The sequence below is a fragment of the Leuconostoc fallax genome (assembly GCF_004354645.1).
Taxonomy (GTDB): domain Bacteria; phylum Bacillota; class Bacilli; order Lactobacillales; family Lactobacillaceae; genus Leuconostoc_B; species Leuconostoc_B fallax.
The window spans coordinates 111,714-134,771 of record NZ_PUFI01000005.1 but is presented as its reverse complement, the minus strand read 5'-3'; the positions used below and the strand labels follow the sequence as shown (position 1 = coordinate 134,771).

Sequence of the window (23,058 nt, the reverse complement as noted above, 5' to 3'; positions counted from 1 at the left end):
CGTAGCATTCATTAAATATTTAAGACAGAATATTAATCCGCGGCCAAAGCATCAATGGTATTCAACTTAGCTGCCTTACGTGATGGCACTAAGCTAGCCAGCAATGCAATTAACAAACTAATAACAATCGCGAAAATCACATTACCAATAGATACCTGTACAATGTTAAATTTAATCAAATTATACAAGGCAACATTCATTAGTGCTTGTCCTGCATAAGCTGCAACAAGACCTAATACCGCTGAAATCAAGCCAATCAACAGACTCTCATTTGTAAATAAGCGACGAACATCTTTAGAACGAGCACCTAAGGCACGCAATACCCCAATTTCCTTTGTACGTTCTGCAACAGACATATACGTTGTCACGATAATCATAATTGCTGAAACAAGTAAGGAAATACCAGCAATAGCAGCTAAGACATACGAAGCGAGACTTGTAATGGTGTTAATCGTGTCGAGAATATCACCGATTGACATGCCGACAAAAGCACGCTTACCATCAATTTCAATCTGATTGACTTTCTTCACAACTGACTTTACATTTTCAGCATCGTCAATGCCAATTGTGGCATATGTTGGATCTGTTGTTGCCTTAGCTTTTGCTAATTGGTCTTTAACCGTGTCAAAACTCATGCTATAAATGGCACCTGATTGTCCACCTTCAGCAATACCTACAACCTTCAACTTATCTTTAATTTGGACAGGTTGATTGTCTTTATTAAAGGCAAAGTATGAAAATGATACTTCTTTACCAATTAAGCTCTTCCAGTTATCACTATCAATTTGTTGAGCAAAAGTCTTATCAATAACTAATTCATTGTGACCTGGTTTGTGACCAGCCTTAATACTCTTGCTTGAAAAGGCAGACGTCCAAGTTTGAATTTGTGCGCCTTGTGTTTTCTGCTTACCATACGTAAACGTCACATTACCAAATTGATAACCACGCTCTACCTTATCAATATGATTTACTTTTTGTAAACGATCAATATAGTTGTCAGGTAATGTTGCAGCGTTATAATCCGTTGCCATTGCTTGTGATGTTTCTTGCATCCGCTGAGAAGCCGGCGCATCCTTATCTTCAGTCACATTACGCATAACAGTCGGATAATTAGGATTAGCCAACTGTGTGACTTGATCGTTAATATATCCTTTAATACCATTACCTAATCCAAGGAATAAGATAACAGAAAAAATACCAATAGCTGAACCTAAAGTAATCAAGAAGTTACGTAGTTTATTGAAACGCAAGTGATCAAAAGCCATTTGCCATAGTGTTTTTGATGACAAAGGACGAGAAGGTATCCTATCTTGATGCGCTGGTAATTCAAATTTAGGCTTCAAACTCTTTTCATTATCAATTTTACCGTCAGCCATATGCAAAATACGCGTACCATAGTTGGCAACTTCCTGAGAATGTGTCACCACAATGACTAACTTACCATCTTTAGCGATGTCTTCTAATAATTCTAATACTTCGCGTGTGTTAACAGAATCTAACGCACCAGTTGGCTCATCGGCAATAATGACATCAGGAGATGAGGCCAAAGCACGCGCAATGGCAACACGTTGCTTTTGACCCCCTGATAGTTGGCTTGGATACTTGTGCATATGTTCAGCCAAGCCAACCTTATCGAGTAATTCAGTTGCCTTTTTCTTACGATCAGCACTAGACAACTTCGTCATGTTTAAGCTTGTTAAAACGTTTTCCAAGTTCGTTTGGTAATTAATTAAGTTAAAACTCTGGAAAATATAGCCTACCGTTTGGCGACGATAAAGATCCAATTGTTTCTCTTGCTTATGATCTAACAGATTGCCATTAACCGTAACAGTTCCCTCAAAGTTACGATCCAAGCCACCAATGATATTCATCAATGTTGACTTTCCGCCACCTGACTCACCTAAAATAGAAACAAATTCACCCTTTTCAAACTTCAAATCAATACCTTTAAGGACAGGAAATTCTTCCTTACCCAAAAAATATGATTTATGTATTGCTGATAACTCTAAAAATGCCACTAAATCCACCCCTTACTTATCGCTTTTTATGTAGTTAAAGTCTAGTATAGCATACACTTTTATTCTATTTACTAGAATTATAGTGACATTGCGCTTGAATGTCCGGGTCCACCACGATGTGGATCAAAGAAACGGATTGCCGCATTAATGGCGGCCGGTGCTTCACCAAAGCCAATTGCAATCAAATCATTCTTACCATCATAGTAATTTGCATCCCCGATAACGAAATAACCCGGAATATTTGTTGCCATTTCCTGATTTACAATCATCCCTTGCATGACACTTTCTGGTTGCGCTTGCCAGCCCAAAACCGTTTTATTTTCAGAAATAAAACCATAATTAATAATTAAGTCGTCTACAACAATCGTTTGAATATCATCAGGATTTTTAACATGCGCCAAAGTAATTTCGAGCTTTTGGCTGACTGTGGGCATCACTTGAACCACTCGTCTTGGCGTTGCTTGATCAATATCACTTGCATTTAACGCTTTAACGCTTTGTTCCATCGCTCTAAACTGTTCGCGTCGATGTATAATTGTTGTCTGATTTGCCACTTCATTAAGCATAACCGCCATATCAACAGCTGAATCACCACCACCAGCAATCGCAATATCATGGTTTCGAAATTGCTCAGGATTAGGGACAAAATAATGTACACCATGTCCAACCAATGGCTCAACGCCTTCAATTTGCATTTTACGGGGTTCAAAAGCACCCTTACCCGTTGCAACAATAATACTTTTAGCCACAATCATTGATTGATTTGTTGTGATGATAAAACGTTCATCTTGTTTGACCACATCACTAACTGTTGTGTGTGTTAAAACTTCTATTGGAAACTTAGCCATTTGTTGGGTGAGTTGTTCCACTAAATCCCGACCTTTAATATTTGGAAAACCCGCAACATCAAATATATGCTTTTCAGGATATAAAGCACTTACTTGACCACCCAAAGTCGCCATACTTTCAATTAAAACTGCCTTTGTATCTCTTAATCCAGCATAAAAAGCAGCAAACATACCGACTGGACCGCCACCAATAATGGCAATATCATATTCTTGCATTTATCGTCCCTCCTTTACTTCATTATTATACGATAAAGGCAGATATTGTTTTATAATAGAATTATTAATTAAAGGAGAATTGTGCTGCAAGCAGCACCTTAATAAATTCATGGCAAAATACAAAATGATTTTAGACTTAGATACAGGCGTTGATGATGCATTAGCCCTTGCTTATGCAGTTGGGGCGCCAGAAGTAGATCTTATTGGTATCATTTCAAGTTATGGCAACACACTAGTTGATATCGCTGCTCAAAATTCTCTTGACTTATTACATTTACTAGGTGCAGATGATGTCCCTGTATTCATTGGTGAAAGTCATTCTAGCACCACAGACCATTTTGATGTCATGAACATTTCTCAGTTAATTCATGGTAAAAATGGTATCGGTGATGTCACATTAACCCCTTCACCACGACAGGTTGAAAAAGAAACTGGCGTTGATTTCTTAATCAGAGCAGCACATGATTACCACGAAGACTTAATTCTTGTCCCTACTGGTCCTCTAACCAACTTAGCAGCGGCGATTAAAAAAGATAATCAAGTTGCTGAATTAATCGGACAAACAACTTTGATGGGCGGCGCATTAACTGTACCTGGTAACGTTACACCATTTACAGAAGCCAATATCCACCAAGATCCAGAAGCAGCTGATTTTGTCTTTACACATCAAAAGAACTTAACAATGGTTGGTCTAGATGTTACTTTACGTACACTCTTAACTAAAAACGAAACAGCCGAATGGCGCCACCTTAATTCTGAAGCGGGTGAGAAGTTTGCTAGCTTAATGGATTTCTATATCGATGCTTATTATAATCTCGATATTGATAAACGTGGCGCTGCGTTGCATGATCCTTTGGCGGTAGCAGTGAGCATAGACCCAACATATATTACGGGATTACCGCTGAATATGCGTGTGACCTACAATACAGAAAACGGCGACTACGGGCGTACCATTGGTGACAAGACACAATTATTAGCCCCTACGACATCTAAAGCAGCGGTTCTGGTTGACACTGATCGTTTTGTTAAAGATTTTCAAAATATGATGTTAACTGTTCTAAAATAAAAAGGTTGAGACGCCTAAGCGTCTCAACCTTTTTATTTTTGTCTAATTTCCGATAATTTAGTATCAATCATATCGATAACGTTATGGCGTGCCTCTTCGCTCTCAACAAAATCAAAACGATCGCCGTCAATTTGCATTTTTTCGGAACGATCATAATTTTCAAACCAATGATCATAACGTTGGTTGAGCTCTTCATAATAACGATACAAACTAGCGTCATTTTCAATTTGTTCGAAAGCACGACCACGTTTTTTAATGCGTTGTAGCATTGTATCAAAACTAACGCGAACATGGATTAATAATTCTGGATCTTTTGATACAGTCGTTGGTAATTCCATCATCATATTATTCACTAATGAATCATAGATTGTTACCTCAGTCTGTGTCGCACGACCCAAATCAGCATTCAGTTTAAATAAAAGTGAATCTTCAAAAATCGAACGATCTAAGACATTCAATTGATTTTCTTGTGCCCGCTTAATTTGTTCCAATCGCTTATTTAAGAAATAAATTTGTAGTAAGAAGCCATATTTTTTAGGATTTTCATAAAATAACGGCAGAATTGGATTATCATCCACACTTTCATAAAAAGCTTGCGAACCTAGATGATTTGCCAATAATTCTGTCAAACTTGTTTTCCCCGCACCAATCGTACCGGATAATACAATCATGTTTTTCTCCTGTGTTGTCTCGATTTATAACGATATATAGTATAACAAATATATCATGTGTATGTATTCACAATACAATTGTCTCACAATCTCATATCTTCTTCGTCAAAAATGGTTCAGCCCCAGATAGCAAGGATTACAATAAAAAAGTAGCCTTAGCCACTTTTAGTTGACGTTATCATCTTCAGAAATTTTCTTTTGATTTGGATCAATGCTATCAATTTGCCACTTATCTTTGGACTTATTATATACAGTATGGGCAATTAATTCGAAGGTTTGATACATATCCCCATAGGTGTCGTTATCATCATCTGTATCAGAAGAATAATAGAAATCATACTTGATATGGAAAACAACATTTGCTGCTGCTTTACCTGTTGGTTCAACTTTTTGCACAGAAGTATCACTAAATGAAATCGAATCTGCATTACGCTTAGAATCATGCAAATTATGTTGAATCATCTTCTTAAAATCTTGATAACCTTTGTTTTGAACACCACCAGTGAAAACAGTATCCGCATCACTAGGATCACTTTCATTTGATGCATAGCTATTCATGAGCGATGACATATCAGAAATTAAGCTATCTGCGTCGGTTTGTGTTAAAAGCCCTTCCGCATCCAATGTCAAATAATCATCATCATTGACATCTGTCAGGGGCGTTGATTTTGTGCGTAAAGTGTCACTGCCAACTTGCTTTTGCACATAAACATTAGCACCCTTACTTACTGCCACATGATTAACGTTGGCTTTACCATTTTCAATCATCCCAATTTTATTGTTACCAACGTAAACGTCACCACCTTCTAAGTTAGACTCAATCGTAAAACTAATAAAGGTAATACTGAGGTCAACGTTTTTCTCTTGGCTACCACCAATAAAATTCGTGTTGCTCGTCTTAACACTACCGCCATTAATTGAGCCTGTTGCTGTGAAATTATATTCACCTGGTATTTGATGTTTCAAGGTTGTCGCATACCCGTCAGAATCCGTTGTGAGTAACTTTTTACCATTGAGACCGATATTAATATCTTTATGGTTTGTTGTGAGATGAATATTAACTGGCTTGGCTGTCAGTTGATAATTTGGGAATATTAAGAACTTATGCCCATTGTTTTGTAATGTTAAACCATCTGTACCAGTTGAAATCCAAGAGCGAAGCGCTGCATCACTCATCTTTTCACTAGACAAATACTGTACCATCGGTTGTAAATCACTTTTAGTGACACGCTTATGTGTATCAGACCACACCATTTGTTGCGCGTATTCACTGGTATCATAACTTTTAAGCGTTTTAACCGCACGTTCCATGCTACTTGATCTTGAATAATAATGATTACCAATAAGGTACCCAGCAATGATGGCAACCACTGCGATTGCGACAACAATCAAAGTTATTTTTTTACCTTTTGACATAGGTGGCGTTGGGCGTGAGACGATTGTTGCTGATTGCTTTTCAGTAGCTTGTGATGTTGTTTTTTGAAAATCATTCTGTTTAGCCGCTGAAAATTCCTGCATTGATGGTCGTCGACCATTTTCTTGCTCAAATTGCTGTGCCCATTGTTGTGCTATATCATTTGTATGATGATCATCGCGTTCTTGTGTGCTAAACTGTTGTGCTTTAGCCGCACTAAATTCTTCTATTGTCGGTTCACGACCATGCTCTGCTTTAAAGTTGTTAAGCCATTCTTCTTTTGTCGTCATTTGATTCTCCTAGAAATCCAATCCTGCAAACAAACTTTTAAACATTGGTGCCACAATAAAACGAATAATCAAATAACTTAAGATACCTGTGCCAATTTGTTGGCATAATTGCCACCATAACGTATCAACTTTGCCTTCAAGCTTGTTGGCCGCATTAACTAAAGTAAATTGACCAATAGCCAAAATACTACTACTTAAAGTCAGCAAGAATGTCACCAGTCCAACAGTTGCAATTAAGAAATAAATCGCACTATCCATATTATCTAAACTATTTAATGTTGACGGTGTAATCGGTATCAAAAACGATGCAATAAAAGCAACAATATTAATACCTAATACAATCGCAAACCAATTAAGATAGCGCATCAACGCATCATAAAAGCGATAAGTGACTTTAGTTGTCCAGGCTAGTATTGGCACTCCCGCAAAATAAATCAATGCAAATGTAATCCAAAGCATTAATAATCCCGATGTTAAATACTGGCTAGCAGCATGAACCAAACTATCGCTGGTACCAGTAAAGGAGCCAACTGTTGCTGCAGCCGCATTGACAATACGACGGCAAAAATTCCAAACAGTTAACGCAGCAACTAAGCTTGCCAATGCATATGTGATCCATAAAAAGGTAGCCGAGAACTGCTCGTCTAGCATTGCATGCTTGGACGGCATCATCATACGATCCTTTAGCCATACAAAATAATTACCTGCATGCTGTTTAGCTGTTGAATAAGCATGATTCACATCCTGAGAAAGCTCACGTTGTGTTGTCGCACTATTAGCCACTTTTGAATGACTAAGGCTGATATCACCCGCTTCAATTGCTGCCAAAATTTCATCCGCTGTTGGTTGGCGATGATGCATTAATTCAAAATATTCAATCCATTCTTGCTTGTTAGCCATATGCCTCTTCCATTTAATCTTCATTTAATCTATTTACAGTTTAACGTTTACAAATACAAAAGGTCAATAAAAAAAAGCATAGCAGCATTGCGCTGTTATGCTTTTTACTTTAGTCATGTCCTTGTGGTGTTAAATCAACATCTTCTAATTTAATTAATCTGGTACGATGCCGAATCTTATATGTGACATACAAAATAATAAACAATGGCACACTCAGATAAGTTAAGCCAATCTTTTCAAGGTTAAGCGTCGTAAAACTATGCGGATCTTGACCAACAATCACACCGATTGAAATAATCAAAGCAAGTAATGGGCCAAAGGGGAACCATTTTGCCTTATATCGTAAATCTTCTAGGCGCTTACCCTGCTTCATATAAGCACGTCGGAAGCGATAATGTGAAATTGCAATACCAACCCAAGCAATAAAACCGGTTAATCCACTTGCACTCACTAACCAAGTATAAGCTACGGCGCCACCTTTAGCATTAGCCACAAAAGCTAATAATCCAATAGATGTTGTCATAATAAGTGCTGGGACCGGCACACCACGACTTGAAATTTTAGCGAAAATCTTAGGTGCTTCACCCTTCAACGCCATTGCGTATAACATACGTGTTGAGGCATATGAACCAGAATTTGCACTCGAAATAATTGATGTTAAAATCACTGCATTCATTAAACTGGCGGCAAAGGCAATACCTGCATTCTTAAAGACAATTGTAAATGGTGATACTGCAATGTTTTCTGTTGAAGCACTTAATAGACGTGGATCTTGATAATAGACCAAGGCGCTGATCACAAAGATCGCAAAGATGTAAAATAGTAAAATCCGCCAAAAAACTTGATTAATGGCTTTGGGAATACTTTTATTGGGATCTTGTGCTTCACCAGCAGTAATACCAATTAATTCAGTACCTTGGAAACTGAAACCAGCTAGTATGAAGACCGACAAAACTGCCTGCCAACCACCAACGAACCCGTGTTGTCCAACACTCAAATTTTTCATTACATCGATATTTGAATGAATCACACCAAATATTGTCGCAACACCCATTAACAAGAAAGCAATAATTGTAATCACTTTAATCATGGAAAGCCAAAATTCTGTCTCACCAAAAGCACCAACTGAGAATAGATTAATAAGAAAAATTAGACCCAGAGCGGTAGATGAAAAAATCCAGCTCGGTATATCAGGGAACCAAAAATTAGCCACCAATCCTACAGCTACGATATCAACAGCTAAGGTAATCGCCCAGTTAAACCAATAGTTCCAGCCCATTGCAAACCCCAATGCTGGATCAACATAACGGCCGGCATAATCAGAAAAACTACCAGATGTTGGTGAATAAGTCGCCATTTCACCTAAACTTGTTGTCAAGAAATAAACCATGACGCCCATCGCAATGTAGGCTACCATTGCACCCATTGGGCCAGCCTGGGCTACAGTTGCACCTGAGGCAACAAACAATCCTGTTCCAATTGAACCGCCTAATGCAATCATGGAAACGTGACGTGTTTTCAGTCCACGTTTCATTTTATTTTCACTCATTGTTACTCCTATGACGTATGATCGATGCATACGTTTTATTTAAGTTTTGTCAAAAAGGGCAATAAAAAAACCTCTTGCATTCATCAAGAGGCTACCAAAATCGTTGTTCACGTTTTTAGCAAAGCGCACCACAATCACTTGTGACAGTCCAACCGCTATTAACGATTAGCCCAAATATGAACTACCAATTCATACTTTCGGCAACTTCCCCTTTCATATTACTTCTGCGTGATTGGTTCACTCAATAATATTACTGTTGTCAGTCGCAACCTCTTTGATATCAATAGCATTTTATCATGTCACAACATCAAAAGCAAAGTGAAATTAGTGCGCAAATATGCGTCTGTCACGAATGGAAAACGCAATAAAGAACGAAATGAGCAAAATAACAGCGACCACAAGGTAAGCATAATGCTGATTAACATCTAGTAGCATCCCCGACATAATCGGCCCCACAACATTACCAACACTCGTTAATGACATGTTAATACCACTCACCAGACCTTGTTGGCGACCCGCCATCTTAGTAATCAAGGTTGTAATTGCTGGCCGTAACAAGTCAAATGCAGTAAAGACAATTAGTGTAGCCACGATAACGGACCACTTCGCATGAACAAAAACAATTAAGACAACGCCTATAAAACCGAAAAAGAAACAAAACTGAATAATTCGGCTTTCTTTAAAACGATTCACCAACGGTTCAAAGAACACAACTTGGGCAATCAACGAAATAATACCATTTAAAACTAACACAATCGCAATATCATCTAAGTCAAAATGATGCACACTATTGACATAAATACTATATACGCCTTCAAAACCAGCTAATCCAAAGGATGACACTAAAATCATGAAGAATAATAAAAGCAGCGATGTCGGAAATGACTTCATAACCGCCCAACTACCTAATTGGGGACCTTGATTCTGTGCTTGTGCTTCATCTTCAGAAATTGGTGCATTAGATAATGCCGTCAATGCTACGATGGCACTGATCAACCCTAAAACTGCTGCGCCCCAGAAAGGTAATTTATAATCAATGCGTGCCAGTACGCCACCAATACCAGGACCTAAAATCAAGCCACCACTAAAGGCGGCTGATAACCAACCAATCACTTTAGCGCGTTGCTTCATCGTTGTTAAATCAGAAGCCAAGGCCATTGATGTTGGGATGACCATAGCTGCTGAGATACCCCCGACAATTCTTGAGATGTTTAGCATTGCCAACGTATTTCCCAGAGCAAAAATCACCTCTGATATTGCATATAGTAACAAGCCAAATATAATAATCTGCTTACGCCCAATACGATCAGAAATACGGCCAACTAGTGGTGAAGCCAAAAATTGAGCAAAGGCATACAAAGCATTCATAATTCCCATATCCGTTGCTGTTAAATGTAATAAATTTTTGATATACGGAATGACTGGAATGACCATACTGATCCCCAGACAAATCAAAAAATTACTTAATATTAAAATACCAATTGCCCACTGCTTCGTCTTCATACTTCACCTCATATTAAAATCCACTAAACAATATTGTCCGCTTCATTGTCCTTTCTTATCACATTACCTCATCCTCATGAGCAATTTAAAAAGCCGAAGAGATAGCTATTATCAGCTATTTCTTAGGCCCTTAATGTCAGTAAAAGGTTGATAGTTCATGTTGATCCATCTATTTAGTTCTCAAGCTATTATTTAGTAAGTCTATACAAAAAAGAACCTGCCGTCAACTGAAAATGACATATCTATGGTAATACAATTTGATAAGCCCATCTTTTGTTACGGCTATTTCCTGAATCACCATTGAGCCATACAATACCACGATAGTCAAAACCACTTTTTTGAATGACATGTTGCATCCCCAAATTGTCAGGATGTGTATCAATTCTAATATCCTTAAAACCATCATGATACGCTATCGTCATTAATGAACTCATCAGTATTTGCGCTAAATGTTGACCGCGAAACTGCTCAGATACCGCCGTTCGATGTACTGCAACATAAGCTTGATGGGAACTAGAACACCACTGTCCATCAATTGCTGCATAAGTCGGATCCCCTTGTGTTGCTAAAACACCTACCGCTGCAATACGTGTGTCACAAATCAGTACGTAGCTACGCTGTTGTATAATATCGGCCTTAATACTTTCTTCATCTGGATATCCATCTTGCCACTGGTCAATCTGCTGCTGATGCAAATATTGTTTTGCTGCTGCATAAATAGCAAGCATCTCTGGTAGATCTGTTAATGTACTTTTTCTTAAATACTGCACCATCATTCAGTCACCTTTTGTTTGATTTTGTTCAATAAGTTGTTTCAATAATGCATTTGTTTCTTTTTGCTCTTGATGCAGTTGTGATATTTCCTCTAAACGTGCATCATATCCAAATCGTTCGGTCTTATCTTTTGCCAAAATATTATTAACAAGTTGTAGAAAGAAAAATACTGCACCAGCAATTAAAAGTAACGAACCTAGTGATTGTAAAAATTCTTCAAGGGGAATAATATGCCACTTCATCTCATGCTGTTTACCAAAAATGGCGGTCGTCAAAAAAGAAAAAATACCAAATATCAATGAAACGAACGCCTTAACAAAGCCAGAAAAACTTGCACCAATAACAACACCAATTGCTGTTCCAAGTAGGCTACCGCTCAACAAAAATTTTTTAAATTCTTGCATTTTATAAAAAGATTTACTGAAAACCTTGTTTGTCTGTCGATTAACATCTTTAATTGTTGCACCAAGTTCTGTTTTGTATTTCATTGTCATCCTCATAATTTGCATGATAAATGCTGATAATCAAAATATATTATTATCCCATAATATAAAAATTAAGTATATCAATCAAGTCAATTCCCCCGCTTATTTTAATCATTTTCTCATCTATTTCATGACACCTGTCATTGTACCTAGCGGCTCAGTAAAGCATGCATGTTATCGCCAAAATGCTAGCGTTGATTTTTTTAATGTTATATATACCCTTATTATCAAGATGAGATGACGTTTCATGACATCTACCACCAGAATAATAATTTAGATAATGGACACGCAAACTGCGCTAGTTAACTAAAATTAAACGCCGGTATCATGAGAACCCTTAAATATTATTTATTAAAAACACAGCAGTCGCGCTATAGTCGATAAACTCAACTTCAAGTACTTATAATGTCATTGCAAACAAATTATACCCAATGCCATAATGATGTGGTGCAAAACAACGGCCGTTTACAGCACTAATTTAATCATATATATATGTCGAATAGGAGAATATTAGTGACTGAAAGTCTAGATATTATTTATATAAGCCTTAGTGGTAATACCGATATTTTTGTTAAACGCTTGGCACATCACCTTACTGATATCAATCAAGCTTCATCTGATATGCAACTCGTTAATGTCAAGTTTGTTGATGATTTTTATACTGTCACAAGACCGTTTATTGCGATATTACCAACCTATCTTAAGGGTGGCAATGGTACTGATAATGGCTTTGAAGAAATTTTAACAGACAAACTACGCCATTTTTTGGCGTATCACGATAACTATCGCCTTTGCCAAGGCATTATCGGTAGTGGTAACCGTAATTTCAATAAGCAATTTGCCTTAACAGCCAAGCAATATGCTGAACAATTCTCATTTCCAGTATTAGATGAGTTTGAACTTAGAGGCAATAAATATGATATTGAACGTATTACCAATACAATCATCAATTTAAAACAAACGAATTAATCATTATGGAGGCCGTTGTATTTTGACAAACACAAAGCAACACATTAAGAAAACATATTTTTATTTAAACAACGAATTAAATATCCCCGAAAATCATCAAATTCCTTTATATAAAGACAAAGAAGCTTTAGAAGCTTTTCTGAAGGAAGAAATTGCACCGAAAACCATGGCGTTTACCAGCTTAAAAGAAAAGCTCCATTTTTTGATCGACCATGATTATATTGATGAAACCTTGCTTCAAAAATATCCAGTATCTCCACAAAATAGCGATACTGATTTTAACTTTGATTTTTCTTTTATCACAGCACTTTTTGATAGGATTAATCAATTTCATTTTCAATTCAAGAGCTTTTTAGGCGCCTATAAATTTTATAATCAATTTGCTCTAAAAACCGATGACAATCAATATTACTTAGAAAACTATGCTGATCGTGTTGCACTAAATGCACTGTATCTTGGTAATGGTGATAAAACGTTAGCATTAGCTATGGCTGAAGAACTCATTACGCAACGCTACCAACCAGCAACACCAACTTTTTTAAATGCAGGTAGAAAACGTCGTGGTGAGATGGTCTCTTGTTTCTTAATCGACATGGATGACTCAATGTTGGGTGTCGGCCGTGGTGTCAATTCAGCTTTGCAACTCTCACGTTTAGGTGGTGGTGTTGGCGTTAACCTATCCAATATGCGTGCTGCGGGCGATCCCATTCGTCATATTGAAAATTTGTCTTCGGGTGTCGTACCTATTATGAAATTATTAGAAGACTCCTTTAGCTACAGTAATCAATTAGGTCAACGTAATGGTGCTGGCGTTGTTTATTTAAATGTATTTCATCCAGATATTCTCTCTTTCTTGTCCACTAAAAAAGAAAATGCTGATGAGAAAATCAGAGTTAAGACCTTGTCGCTAGGGCTTGTTGTACCAGATAAATATTATGAACTACTCAAAACAAACTTACCCATGTATTTGTTTAGCCCTTATGATGTTGAGCGTTATTATCACAAGCCTTTTTCATATATTGATATCACTCAGGAATACGACAATTTAGTTAACAACCCCGAAATACGCAAAACTAAAATTAATGCGCGTGAATTAGAACAAGAAATTTCACGACTACAACAAGAATCTGGTTATCCCTATATTCTCAATATTGATACTGCTAATCGCTATAATCCGGTAACCGGTAAAATTATCATGAGTAATTTGTGTAGTGAAATTTTGCAGCCACAAGAACCTTCAACACTCAATATTGACTTGTCATATGACCAAGTTGGGACGGATATTAGCTGTAACTTAGGGTCAACAAATATTCAAAATATGTTAACGGCACCTGATTTTGGTCAATCAATCATCAATGCGGTTAAGGGATTAACAACGGTGACAGATCATACCAATATTGAAGAAGTCCCAACGATTCAAAAAGGTAACGCTTTATACCATACAATTGGCTTAGGAGCGATGGGCTTGCATACAGCACTGGCTTGCCATGAAATCATGTATGGTTCTCCCGAAGCATTAGAATTTACAGATGCTTACTTCTTAGCACTTAATTATTACTCATTGGTCGCTAGTAATGAAATTGCTAAGGAAAAACAAACGACGTTCAAAGACTTTGAAAAGTCGACATACGCCGATGGTAGTTATTTCGATCAATATCTCCAAAAACCATTTACATTTAAGTCTAATCAAGTAGCAGAAATCTTTAAAAATATCCAATTACCAACCATTGCAGATTGGCAAACGTTAAAACAAAATGTACAGCAATATGGTTTATATCACCGTAATCGCCTAGCAGTTGCGCCCAATGGTTCAACGGCCTATATCAATGAGACAAGTGCATCATTGCACCCCATTACACAGCTTGTGGAGCATCGTCAGGAAGAGAAAGTTGGCGCTATTTTCTATCCGGCACCTTATCTTTCTAATAAAACAATGCCCTACTATCAAGTTGCCTACGAAATGGATCAACGTAAGATTATTGATACTTATGCAGTTGCTCAAAAACACATTGATCAAGGTATGAGCTTAACACTCTTCATGCGTTCAATTTTGCCAAAGGGATTATACGAATGGAAGAATGATGATAATCCAACGATGACAACCCGTGATCTCAATCATTTGCGCAACTATGCTTGGCGTAAAGGCATTCGCTCACTTTACTATGTGCGTACATTTACTAATGATTTAGAAATACACACTGCTAACGAATGTGAATCGTGCATGATTTAATGAGGAGATAAGATATGAAGGATTATTTATACTACCGTGCTATTAACTGGAATGAAATTGAAGATACACTTGATCAATATACTTGGCAGCAAATGGTTGCTAATTTTTGGCTAGATACTCGAGTCCCTGTCATTGAAGATAAAACAGGATGGGAAGCATTAGCACAAGATGAACACGACGCATTAGCACAATCATTGGCTGATTTAGCCACACTAGAAAGTTTCCAATCAGAAATCAGTTTACCAACATTACAAAAAAACAGAAGAACACAAGAAGAGTCTTCTGTCTTTAATAACATGACATTCATGGCATCAGTACATGCTAAAAGTATGAGTACTATCCTGTTAGCCTTTCAAGATAAAGCAGTGGTCAAAACATTATTTAAAAATGCTGGTGAAAACCCACAACTACAGGCTATGATTGCGACACTACGTAACATGTATGACAGCGATAATGTACTAGAAAAGCAAGCCGCTAACGTCATCATCACAACTTGTCTGACGTATGTTCATCTTTTTGATCTTTTTGAATTATCACAAGCTTATGATTTAAAAAATATCACTTTCATTGGCGAACTGATTATCCGTGACAATGCTATTGCAGCCATCTATACCGGTCATAAATTCAAGTTGAACTTTAACGAGGCCACACCGACACAACAGGCACATATTCAAGATAAAGTTACCCAAGTTTTGCAAAGTATTTTAACACAAGAAACCGCACGTTTAACGGCTAATAGTTGGGAAAACCAATATCAAAATGACGTCTTATCGCTATTGCAATTGGGTATTGACCGGACATTGACACTATTAGGTTTGGAAAATACCATGGCTTTGGTATTCAAAGCAACAACGCCAAGTACAACTTATACCAAAATCAATGCACAAGTTGTCGATGAAAATCAATTTACGCATGATGCCAGTCAGTATACGGTTGCACAACATAATACTGAAAATATGGATAGTCAAGATTACAATTTTTAAAATTGGGGGATAACGATAAGATGGCAAAAAATTATACAGCAATTAACTGGGATGACATTGAAGATGAATTAGATGAATTTGTTTGGGATAAGGCAACTGCCCAGTTTTGGCTAGATACACGTGTACCAGTTTCTCAAGATATGTCAGATTGGCAAAGTCTCACTGACGATGAGCGCGATGTGGTCAAAAAAGCAGTTGGTGGTCTTGCACTATTAGACACACTACAATCTGAAGCTGGCTGTCATGTTATGCGTGATGATGTGTTAACACGTAAAGAAACAGCTGTACTTAATGACTTCTTATTAATGGAGTCGATTCATGCAAAGAGCTACGGCACTATTTTAACTTCTTTGAACGTGCGCAAAGATATCGATGCCATTTATTCGTGGATGAACAATAACGAAAGAATGCAGTATAAAGCACAAGTCGTTAACGAAATTTATAAAACCGGAGATGGCTTACAACAAAAAATTGCCAGTGTCTTCCTGGAAGGTATTCTATATTATAGTAACTTTTTTACACCATTATGGTATTTGGGTAACAATAAACTAGCTAATTTAGCTGAAATTATTAAATTAGTCATTCGTGATGAATCTGTCCACGGGACTTATCTTGGCTACAAATTCAAACTCGGATACCAACAGTTATCTGAGCCAGAACAAAAAAAGCTGACGGATTGGATGTACCCTGTTCTTGATGACTTGTTAGAAAATGAATTTGCTTATACAGATGACTTATATGCCAAGATTGGTTTGGCCGAAGAAGTCAAAACATTTGTTAAGTACAATGCCAATAAATCACTACAAAATATGGGATTTGACTCGCGTTATCCAGACATTTCACTAGAAGATATTAATCCGATTGTGATGAATGGCATCTCTAGTGAGACTGCAAACCATGATTTCTTCTCACAAGTTGGTGCTGGTTACTTAATGGGTACTGCTGAACCAATGGTTGAAGATGATTATGATTTTTAATGCCAACAAAAAACCGCTAAATAGCGGTTTTTTTATTTTATAAATACATCTCTTGTAACGCCGGTATATTCAAAAGCTTAATATGCATATGATTTCTAACAACCAGTTGGTGACGTTCTAGCAATTTCAACTTGCGTGAAATTGTTTCAGGTGTCGTTCCTAAATAGGTCGCTAACTCTTTTAATTTATAAGGCATTGTTATGTCACTTTGATTTTGTTCTTGCTGTAACATCATCAGGTAGGCTGCAATACGTGCCTCAACACGACTAATAGCTAGAATCTGACGATGTTGCTCGAGATGATTTACTTTTTCAATTGTCAATTGTAACAATTGAATACTTAAACTTGGATACTGTAATAATAATTGATTAAAATTCTGATAGCGAATCAAACACACTTCAGAATCAACACGGGCCTGTGCATATAAGGTTTCATTCTTTTGGCCAAATAACCAGCGTTCCCCCGCATATTCACCAGCACTAAGTACTCGTAGTAACTGTTCTTGCCCATCAGTGCTTAACTGAAAGATTTTAATACTACCACTTTTAATCATAATCATTTGCTGTGACATTAATGGCGAAAAAACCATTTCACCACGCTTAACATAATGATATTCAACTAATTGTTCAATTTTTCTTTGACTTGCTAACCCTAGTTGCTTGAATAAGGGGACTAACTGGACACATAATTGTTCACTCACATTCATTCACCTTTATTTTTAGTCATCATCATCGTCCTCTTCATACAGCCCTTCTCGTATATCATGATTCAAGAAACGTTGTGTCAAACTAATTTGTTGTGCTATCCAAGCATACAATAACTTCAAGACCGCTGACAATGCCAATTTACCTTCTTTATCGGCCAAAGCGATAGCTTTAACAATAAAGAGCAATTGGGTATCAAAATCTTTAACTAAATCAAATAACTGTTGCTCTCCCGTAGCATATTTTTGTGCGCCTGACTCCGTTAAAGCAGTATATTCTTGGAACTGGGTTGTCAGTGTCGCCACCATTTCTTGTTCACTGATTAAAATATCGTTAATTTGGTTTAAAAAATCCTGTTCCTGATTGATCCATTCATCAGCATATTGTCTGATAAATAGTGTTTCTGATCCTTTAATAAACCATTTTGCCTGCCTAATTTTTAAGCTATGAATCACTAAATTCGCAACAATATGACTCGTCATTGCACCTGCTGTTGGTGTATGATGATCCCTTTGACTTTTGGTTTGTTCAGCTTCAAATAATGCTTCGTTTGTCATGACTACTGCTCCTTAATTGTAATTTTTTCGACTGTATAACCGAGTTGCTCAATAATATGTGCTAAATCTTTTGCTTGAATCTTTTCTTGATCAATAACTGTCTTTAATTTTCCAGCATTAAATAAAGTTTGCACATCTGTAACACCTGTTTGTTTTTCAATAACTTTTTGAATTTTAGTGAGACATGAAGGACAAGATAATTGTCCTAAGGTCATCGTTACCTTAACCATGATTTCCTCTTTTCTTAAATAATACTTTATCAATAACTATTCACTATAAGCGTAATAATCGAACGCCATTTAAGGTAACAACGATAATACTTAATTCGTGAATCAACATGCCTGATGCCATGAAGATATAACCGGTGAACAGCCCAATTAATAAAAATACAACGGTTAGCATCGCAATAATAATGTTTTGATACATATTCATGGCCGTAGCACGGGCAATTTTGACTGCCAAAGGTAATTTATTTAAGTCAGCATGCATCAAAACAATGTCAGCGACATCCATTGCAATATCTGTACCATTTCCCATGGCTATCCCCACATTGGCTGTCACCAAAGCTGGACTATCATTGACCCCGTCGCCAACAAATGCAACACGTTCTCCGTGTGATTGATATTGCTGGATGAGCGCCATCTTGTTTTCTGGTAAACAATCACCATAAGCTTGGGTTAACTTTAATTGGTGTGCCACTATTTCAACAGCTCTTTGCTGATCACCTGACATCAAAACCAGCCGTTGATTATCCAGCTCTCGTAGCTGTTGCATAATCTTTGTTGCTTCAGGCTTAAGTGGATCATGAATGCCTAATAACAGATGCAGTTGATGATTCATTGCAACATAAACTAATGAATAGCCTTCTCGTAGAAAATAATCAGTATCTTGCTGACCAATCGTCAAATCAATGTCGTAGTCGTGCATTAACTGCTGATTACCGACCACTACTTGTTGTTGTCCTACATTGGCAACAATCCCTTTCCCTTTGATGACCACCGTTTTATCAATCGGCATCAACTCAAGCGTTGTATATTCTTTCTGAATCGCCTGTGCTAATGGATGGTTAGACTCGTGCTCTATACTGGCAACTATGGCTAAATTCTGCATTTCAAGGCCTTGATAATTTTGAACCGCAGTTACTGTTGGCGTTCCTTTTGTTACGGTACCTGTTTTATCAAAAGCAAATGTTGTCACTTTTCTCAATTGAACAAGTGCTTCACTTCCCTTTACTAAAATGCCATGCCTTGCCGCAACACCAATACCTGCTACGGTAGATACTGGTACACCAATCACAAGCGCACCTGGGCATCCCAATATCAGTACGGTTATTGCTAAGCGAATATCTCGTGTTACAATACCGATCAAAACGGCCAGTACGAGTACAACTGGTGTGTAATATTTGGCAAAACGATCAATTATTTGCTGTGCTTGCGATTGACTATCCTGAGATGTTTCAACTAAATCAATGATTTTCCCAAAAGCCGTATCCTCACCAACTTTATCGGCTTGAATGACTAAAGTACCACTATCCAAACTCGTCCCAGCAAAAACATTCTGTGCCTGTGATTTAAAATTGATTTTTGATTCCCCAGTAATGCTTGCTTCATTAATGGCGCCCTCACCGTTCACAATTTTACCGTCTACTGGAATTTGCGAACCGGTTTTAACCAATACATAATCACCCACTTGAATATCATCAATATCAATCAGCTCAAATATTCTACTGGTTGGTGTTGAGATACGTAATGCTTGTTTGGGCATTAATTGAACAAGCTGTGCAATGGCTGAGCGTGTTCGGGTTAAGGTTCTAGCTTCTAAAAAGCGACCCAAGGCAAATAGCCACACCACAATACCAGATTCACTAAATTCCCCAATCAAAATAGCACCGATAACTGCGAATGAAACTAAAAGCTCGATGGAAACGACTTTATATCGTAAAGCCGAAATACCTTGGATAACAATTGGACTCCCCCCGAGAATCGTAACAACCAGCATGATAAAATGCCCAATCATCCCGTTTCCCAACCAACCACTTACAAAAGATACAATAATCAAACTTGTCATTAGCACGATGTAAATCTTTTGATGTTGGTTTGTCAATTGTAATATTTTCAACATACTTTCCTCCTCAACTACTAGTTTAGTTGAAGCGCCTTTTATTTTAATTGACGGTTGTCAAGTTTTCGGTCTTAATTGATGATAAAACGCTAAATGAGGTCAAAAATAAAAAGATCTCTTGCGAAGAAACTACTGCGCAAAAGATCTTTCGATGTTTGTTATTTTAAAAATAATAATGATAATAATGCCAAAATGGCTGGAGTGCCTTGTAATAATAAAATTTTAATATTTTGGGCTGTTATAGCACCATATACTGCCGCAAGACAGACAAAAATCACGAATAATATACTCCCAGAATATTGTGCATTGTCAGGAAAAGCAAAACGATTAATCAATAAACCAATACCGATAAAGCCATTGTAGAGGCCTTGATTCTTCATTGATATACGCGTCTCTGCCATCCTTGTATATGCTTCACTGAAACCAAATGCCACTGATAGCTTTTGAGGTGAACCAAACATCTCTAATAACATGATGCCAATAGCTTCTAACGCTACCACTATAACTAAAATAGTTGAAATAATATGCATCTTTATCTCCCATTCAATTAAATAACATACCCTGTATTGGCTTGTTAACCTATCAAGCATATCATTAATCTCATTAGCTTGTCAGCTGGATTGGAAAGAAAAAACAGCTCTAATGGCAAACAGTATGCCAAAATAATCGACTGGTCAATATATTGGGTATTTTTAATTAATACAATCCATGTTGTGATTTTTTTCACTTTGATGTATTATTAAACCGCATAATAGAAAGGGAAAAAACATCATGCAAGAGACAAAATTTATAAAGTATCTAAGCTGGATTGCGACTGTCATGGCCGTATTAATGTATGTATCGTATATTCCTCAAATAGCAGATAACTTAGCTGGTTCCAAGGGAAATCCGCTACAGCCATTAGTAGCAGCTATTAACTGTACATTGTGGGTTGTGTATGCCCTCAAAAAAAAGCACCACGATATACCTGTCGCGTTAGCTAATTTCCCCGGTATTGTATTTGGTCTCATTGCCTTCATCACGGCACTATGATTTCCAATCAGTTCTAATTGTGATTTAATTAACATTTAAATCACACGATTATGGCATCGCTATTCTTCTAGCTGATAATGATACTTATCCACTCTTATTCATCATCTCAATAAGTATCCTATTTTTACTTTATAAAGACATCTTAGCGCTTGTCATTGTGACTGTTACGCTAGGATGCTTTGTTGTCTTGTATTTACTGTTTTTAGTGTGATTGATTCAATTTTCCGATGCGATAAAATTATAAAATGCAATATTATAAAAAACCACGCGCTATATTTAATCTAACGCGTGGTTTTATTGTGTCTATTTTAATGCTGTGAAAGCTGTTTTACCATAAGAAATGTACTTATTTATATACTAACAATATCTGTATACAACCTTTAATAATTATGCCAAGTATCATACGTCGAATACTACCTGTCATCAAAATAGCGCTGTAGTAACTTAACATTGCCTAAATATGCAATACAGTGCAACATTTTTGTACAAAAAAAGCGCCACATCAAGGTTTTAAAACCTTATGCAACGCCATGAAATGCTTAGTGGAGCCGAGGGGATTCGAACCCCTGTCCAAACTACCAGAAACATCAGCTTCTACGTTCATAGTGTCATCATTTAAATTTCACATTAATGTCCGCCATAACACGTAGCTCATCACTAATGCTAATCCGTCAATTTAATTTAATTTGTCCAGATTCAGCAAACTAAACGAGCCGACCTTTTTTATGGCCTGAATTAAGATGTCGGCACCCTAACCCAAGCTACGCACACTGGTTTTTAAGCAGCTACAGCGTAAGAGTTTTCGTTTTTTGCAGTTAAAATCTGCCCGCTTAACGCCCGGATGGCGAAACGCAGCCAATGCTCAAAAGTAACCTGTCGAATTCCAAGAACGACCCCAATATAAGTACGGTCTAAACTCAAATAACCTATACCTATTGTAACATTTTCACCATTAAATCACTATATTTTTAAAATGCGCGGAATCGTGCACGACGTTTTGCTAACAATTCATTAGGTGCTAATGTCTGTAATGATGTGATTTCGTCATCCAAACGTTTACGGATCAAATTAAATACGCGTGGATGATTACGACCTTCTGGTATGATATATTCAATAATTTGCTTTTCCATTAAGTCTTTTGGTGTCAGACCCATGACATCTGCAGCTTCATCAGCACGTTTTGAATCTTTCCACAAAATGGATGCAAAACCTTCAGGTGACAAAATAGAATACGTAGCATTTTGGAACATCCAAACTTGATCACTCGTTGCTAACGCCAAAGCGCCACCTGAACCCGCTTCACCATAAATAATGGCAATCATTGGAACAGTCAATTTCATTGATTTAAGAATACTTTGCGCAATAGCTTCCCCTTGCCCTTGTGCTTCAGCTGTCTTACCAGGAAAAGCACCAGGTGTATTAATAAATGTAATGATTGGTCGATTAAACTTATTAGCCTGTGCCATCAAGCGTTGCGCTTTACGATAACCATATGGTTCTGGTGAGCCATTTCGCTTGCTAATTTTATCTTGAATATCGGTTCCTCTGTCAATCACAATCACAGTTACCGGTTGTCCATTTAATCGGGCAATGCCACCAATAATACTATTATCATCACCACTTAAACGATCGCCATGTAATTCAATAAAATCAGTAAACACACCGTCAATGATTTCACGCGCAGCAAAACGATCTTCTCGTGATTTTTTGACAATTCGTGCTGGTGATAATTCTCGTTTAAATAAAGCCAT

21 protein-coding genes, 1 other RNA gene and 1 riboswitch are annotated in these 23,058 nt (G+C 37.2%); of the genes, 6 read left to right on the top strand and 16 right to left on the bottom strand.

Translation table 11 applies throughout. The features are described from left to right. Positions 1-32 precede the first annotated feature (32 nt). Together C5L23_RS01260 and C5L23_RS01255 are read right to left on the bottom strand one after the other, a co-directional pair. Positions 33-2,018, bottom strand: coding sequence for an ABC transporter ATP-binding protein/permease (locus tag C5L23_RS01260; protein ID WP_010007255.1), 1,986 nt, complete (start codon positions 2,016-2,018; stop codon positions 33-35). Positions 2,019-2,095: 77 nt separating this feature from the next. Continuing rightward, on the bottom strand, positions 2,096-3,082 hold the full coding sequence (locus tag C5L23_RS01255) for an NAD(P)/FAD-dependent oxidoreductase (protein WP_010007256.1): 987 nt from the start codon (positions 3,080-3,082) through the stop codon (positions 2,096-2,098). Between the two features lie 109 nt (positions 3,083-3,191). Between C5L23_RS01255 and C5L23_RS01250 the strand changes: the two genes are divergently transcribed. Further along, a complete protein-coding gene (locus tag C5L23_RS01250; protein ID WP_010007258.1) occupies positions 3,192-4,148 on the top strand; it encodes a nucleoside hydrolase in 957 nt (318 codons plus the stop codon). 32 nt (positions 4,149-4,180) lie between these two features. Here the strand turns inward: C5L23_RS01250 and C5L23_RS01245 are convergent, their stop codons facing one another. The 7 genes from C5L23_RS01245 to C5L23_RS01215 form a co-directional block, all read right to left on the bottom strand. Beyond that, positions 4,181-4,819: a deoxynucleoside kinase gene (locus C5L23_RS01245; RefSeq protein ID WP_010007259.1), complete on the bottom strand. Its 639-nt coding sequence runs from the start codon at positions 4,817-4,819 to the stop codon at positions 4,181-4,183. A 165-nt stretch (positions 4,820-4,984) separates the two neighbouring features. Beyond that, positions 4,985-6,523, bottom strand: coding sequence for a zinc ribbon domain-containing protein (locus tag C5L23_RS01240; protein ID WP_133264175.1), 1,539 nt, complete (start codon positions 6,521-6,523; stop codon positions 4,985-4,987). Positions 6,524-6,532: 9 nt separating this feature from the next. Then, positions 6,533-7,423 (bottom strand): hypothetical protein, encoded by an 891-nt coding sequence (locus tag C5L23_RS01235; RefSeq protein WP_010007260.1) that lies wholly within the window; start codon positions 7,421-7,423, stop codon positions 6,533-6,535. A gap of 109 nt (positions 7,424-7,532) precedes the next feature. Continuing rightward, the gene (locus C5L23_RS01230; protein WP_010007261.1) at positions 7,533-8,972 is read right to left on the bottom strand and encodes an amino acid permease; all 1,440 of its coding nucleotides are present in this window, start codon (positions 8,970-8,972) and stop codon (positions 7,533-7,535) included. A 113-nt stretch (positions 8,973-9,085) separates the two neighbouring features. After that, positions 9,086-9,255: riboswitch (Lysine riboswitch) on the bottom strand. A gap of 41 nt (positions 9,256-9,296) precedes the next feature. Beyond that, positions 9,297-10,475: an MFS transporter gene (locus C5L23_RS01225; protein WP_010007262.1), complete on the bottom strand. Its 1,179-nt coding sequence runs from the start codon at positions 10,473-10,475 to the stop codon at positions 9,297-9,299. 242 nt (positions 10,476-10,717) lie between these two features. After that, positions 10,718-11,251 carry a GNAT family N-acetyltransferase gene (locus C5L23_RS01220; RefSeq protein WP_010007263.1) on the bottom strand — a complete coding sequence of 178 codons (534 nt, stop codon included), beginning with the start codon at positions 11,249-11,251 and terminating at the stop codon, positions 10,718-10,720. Continuing rightward, positions 11,252-11,737 (bottom strand): MscL family protein, encoded by a 486-nt coding sequence (locus tag C5L23_RS01215; protein WP_010007264.1) that lies wholly within the window; start codon positions 11,735-11,737, stop codon positions 11,252-11,254. 510 nt (positions 11,738-12,247) lie between these two features. On the opposite strand from C5L23_RS01215, the gene nrdI reads away from it, so the two are divergent. The 4 genes from nrdI to nrdF are packed head-to-tail and all read left to right on the top strand — an operon-like array spanning position 12,248 to position 16,893. Then, the gene (gene nrdI / locus C5L23_RS01210) at positions 12,248-12,703 is read left to right on the top strand and encodes a class Ib ribonucleoside-diphosphate reductase assembly flavoprotein NrdI (RefSeq protein ID WP_010007266.1); all 456 of its coding nucleotides are present in this window, start codon (positions 12,248-12,250) and stop codon (positions 12,701-12,703) included. A 22-nt stretch (positions 12,704-12,725) separates the two neighbouring features. After that, complete coding sequence (gene nrdE / locus C5L23_RS01205) at positions 12,726-14,933, top strand: class 1b ribonucleoside-diphosphate reductase subunit alpha (RefSeq protein WP_253953446.1); 2,208 nt, start codon at positions 12,726-12,728, stop codon at positions 14,931-14,933. Positions 14,934-14,947: 14 nt separating this feature from the next. Beyond that, the gene (locus C5L23_RS01200) at positions 14,948-15,916 is read left to right on the top strand and encodes a ribonucleotide-diphosphate reductase subunit beta (RefSeq protein ID WP_133264174.1); all 969 of its coding nucleotides are present in this window, start codon (positions 14,948-14,950) and stop codon (positions 15,914-15,916) included. Between the two features lie 20 nt (positions 15,917-15,936). Then, positions 15,937-16,893, top strand: a complete 957-nt coding sequence (gene nrdF / locus C5L23_RS01195) for a class 1b ribonucleoside-diphosphate reductase subunit beta (RefSeq protein ID WP_133264173.1) — start codon at positions 15,937-15,939, stop codon at positions 16,891-16,893. A 37-nt stretch (positions 16,894-16,930) separates the two neighbouring features. Here the strand turns inward: nrdF and C5L23_RS01190 are convergent, their stop codons facing one another. The 5 genes from C5L23_RS01190 to C5L23_RS01170 all read right to left on the bottom strand — a co-directional run bounded on the left by C5L23_RS01190 (position 16,931) and on the right by C5L23_RS01170 (position 20,805). Then, positions 16,931-17,593 (bottom strand): Crp/Fnr family transcriptional regulator, encoded by a 663-nt coding sequence (locus C5L23_RS01190; protein WP_010007270.1) that lies wholly within the window; start codon positions 17,591-17,593, stop codon positions 16,931-16,933. 18 nt (positions 17,594-17,611) lie between these two features. Continuing rightward, entirely contained in the window at positions 17,612-18,154 is a 543-nt protein-coding gene (locus tag C5L23_RS01185) for a ferritin family protein (RefSeq protein ID WP_010007271.1), read from the bottom strand. Positions 18,155-18,156: 2 nt separating this feature from the next. Then, positions 18,157-18,384, bottom strand: a complete 228-nt coding sequence (locus tag C5L23_RS01180; protein WP_010007273.1) for a heavy-metal-associated domain-containing protein — start codon at positions 18,382-18,384, stop codon at positions 18,157-18,159. A 43-nt stretch (positions 18,385-18,427) separates the two neighbouring features. Beyond that, a complete protein-coding gene (locus tag C5L23_RS01175) occupies positions 18,428-20,275 on the bottom strand; it encodes a heavy metal translocating P-type ATPase (RefSeq protein WP_010007275.1) in 1,848 nt (615 codons plus the stop codon). Positions 20,276-20,433: 158 nt separating this feature from the next. Beyond that, entirely contained in the window at positions 20,434-20,805 is a 372-nt protein-coding gene (locus C5L23_RS01170; RefSeq protein WP_010007277.1) for a DUF1304 domain-containing protein, read from the bottom strand. A 241-nt stretch (positions 20,806-21,046) separates the two neighbouring features. Between C5L23_RS01170 and C5L23_RS01165 the strand changes: the two genes are divergently transcribed. Then, on the top strand, positions 21,047-21,307 hold the full coding sequence (locus C5L23_RS01165) for a SemiSWEET family transporter (protein ID WP_133264172.1): 261 nt from the start codon (positions 21,047-21,049) through the stop codon (positions 21,305-21,307). 540 nt (positions 21,308-21,847) lie between these two features. Here the strand turns inward: C5L23_RS01165 and ssrA are convergent. Both ssrA and accA read right to left on the bottom strand, forming a co-directional pair. Then, positions 21,848-22,204, bottom strand: a transfer-messenger RNA (tmRNA) gene (gene ssrA, locus C5L23_RS01160). Positions 22,205-22,275: 71 nt separating this feature from the next. Continuing rightward, positions 22,276-23,058, bottom strand: coding sequence for a carboxyltransferase subunit alpha (accA, locus tag C5L23_RS01155; protein ID WP_010007279.1), 783 nt, complete (start codon positions 23,056-23,058; stop codon positions 22,276-22,278).

Coding starts and splice junctions, on each gene's coding strand:
- C5L23_RS01255 (WP_010007256.1), bottom strand. CDS start 3,082: ATGCAAGAATATGATATTGCCATTATTGGTGGCGGTCCAGTCGGTATG.
- C5L23_RS01250 (WP_010007258.1), top strand. CDS start 3,192: ATGGCAAAATACAAAATGATTTTAGACTTAGATACAGGCGTTGATGAT.
- C5L23_RS01245 (WP_010007259.1), bottom strand. CDS start 4,819: ATGATTGTATTATCCGGTACGATTGGTGCGGGGAAAACAAGTTTGACA.
- C5L23_RS01240 (WP_133264175.1), bottom strand. CDS start 6,523: ATGACGACAAAAGAAGAATGGCTTAACAACTTTAAAGCAGAGCATGGT.
- C5L23_RS01235 (WP_010007260.1), bottom strand. CDS start 7,423: ATGGCTAACAAGCAAGAATGGATTGAATATTTTGAATTAATGCATCAT.
- C5L23_RS01230 (WP_010007261.1), bottom strand. CDS start 8,972: ATGAGTGAAAATAAAATGAAACGTGGACTGAAAACACGTCACGTTTCC.
- C5L23_RS01225 (WP_010007262.1), bottom strand. CDS start 10,475: ATGAAGACGAAGCAGTGGGCAATTGGTATTTTAATATTAAGTAATTTT.
- C5L23_RS01220 (WP_010007263.1), bottom strand. CDS start 11,251: ATGATGGTGCAGTATTTAAGAAAAAGTACATTAACAGATCTACCAGAG.
- C5L23_RS01215 (WP_010007264.1), bottom strand. CDS start 11,737: ATGAAATACAAAACAGAACTTGGTGCAACAATTAAAGATGTTAATCGA.
- C5L23_RS01200 (WP_133264174.1), top strand. CDS start 14,948: ATGAAGGATTATTTATACTACCGTGCTATTAACTGGAATGAAATTGAA.
- nrdF (WP_133264173.1), top strand. CDS start 15,937: ATGGCAAAAAATTATACAGCAATTAACTGGGATGACATTGAAGATGAA.
- C5L23_RS01185 (WP_010007271.1), bottom strand. CDS start 18,154: ATGACAAACGAAGCATTATTTGAAGCTGAACAAACCAAAAGTCAAAGG.
- C5L23_RS01180 (WP_010007273.1), bottom strand. CDS start 18,384: ATGGTTAAGGTAACGATGACCTTAGGACAATTATCTTGTCCTTCATGT.
- C5L23_RS01175 (WP_010007275.1), bottom strand. CDS start 20,275: ATGTTGAAAATATTACAATTGACAAACCAACATCAAAAGATTTACATC.
- C5L23_RS01170 (WP_010007277.1), bottom strand. CDS start 20,805: ATGCATATTATTTCAACTATTTTAGTTATAGTGGTAGCGTTAGAAGCT.
- C5L23_RS01165 (WP_133264172.1), top strand. CDS start 21,047: ATGCAAGAGACAAAATTTATAAAGTATCTAAGCTGGATTGCGACTGTC.
- accA (WP_010007279.1), bottom strand. CDS start 23,058: ATGGCTTTATTTAAACGAGAATTATCACCAGCACGAATTGTCAAAAAA.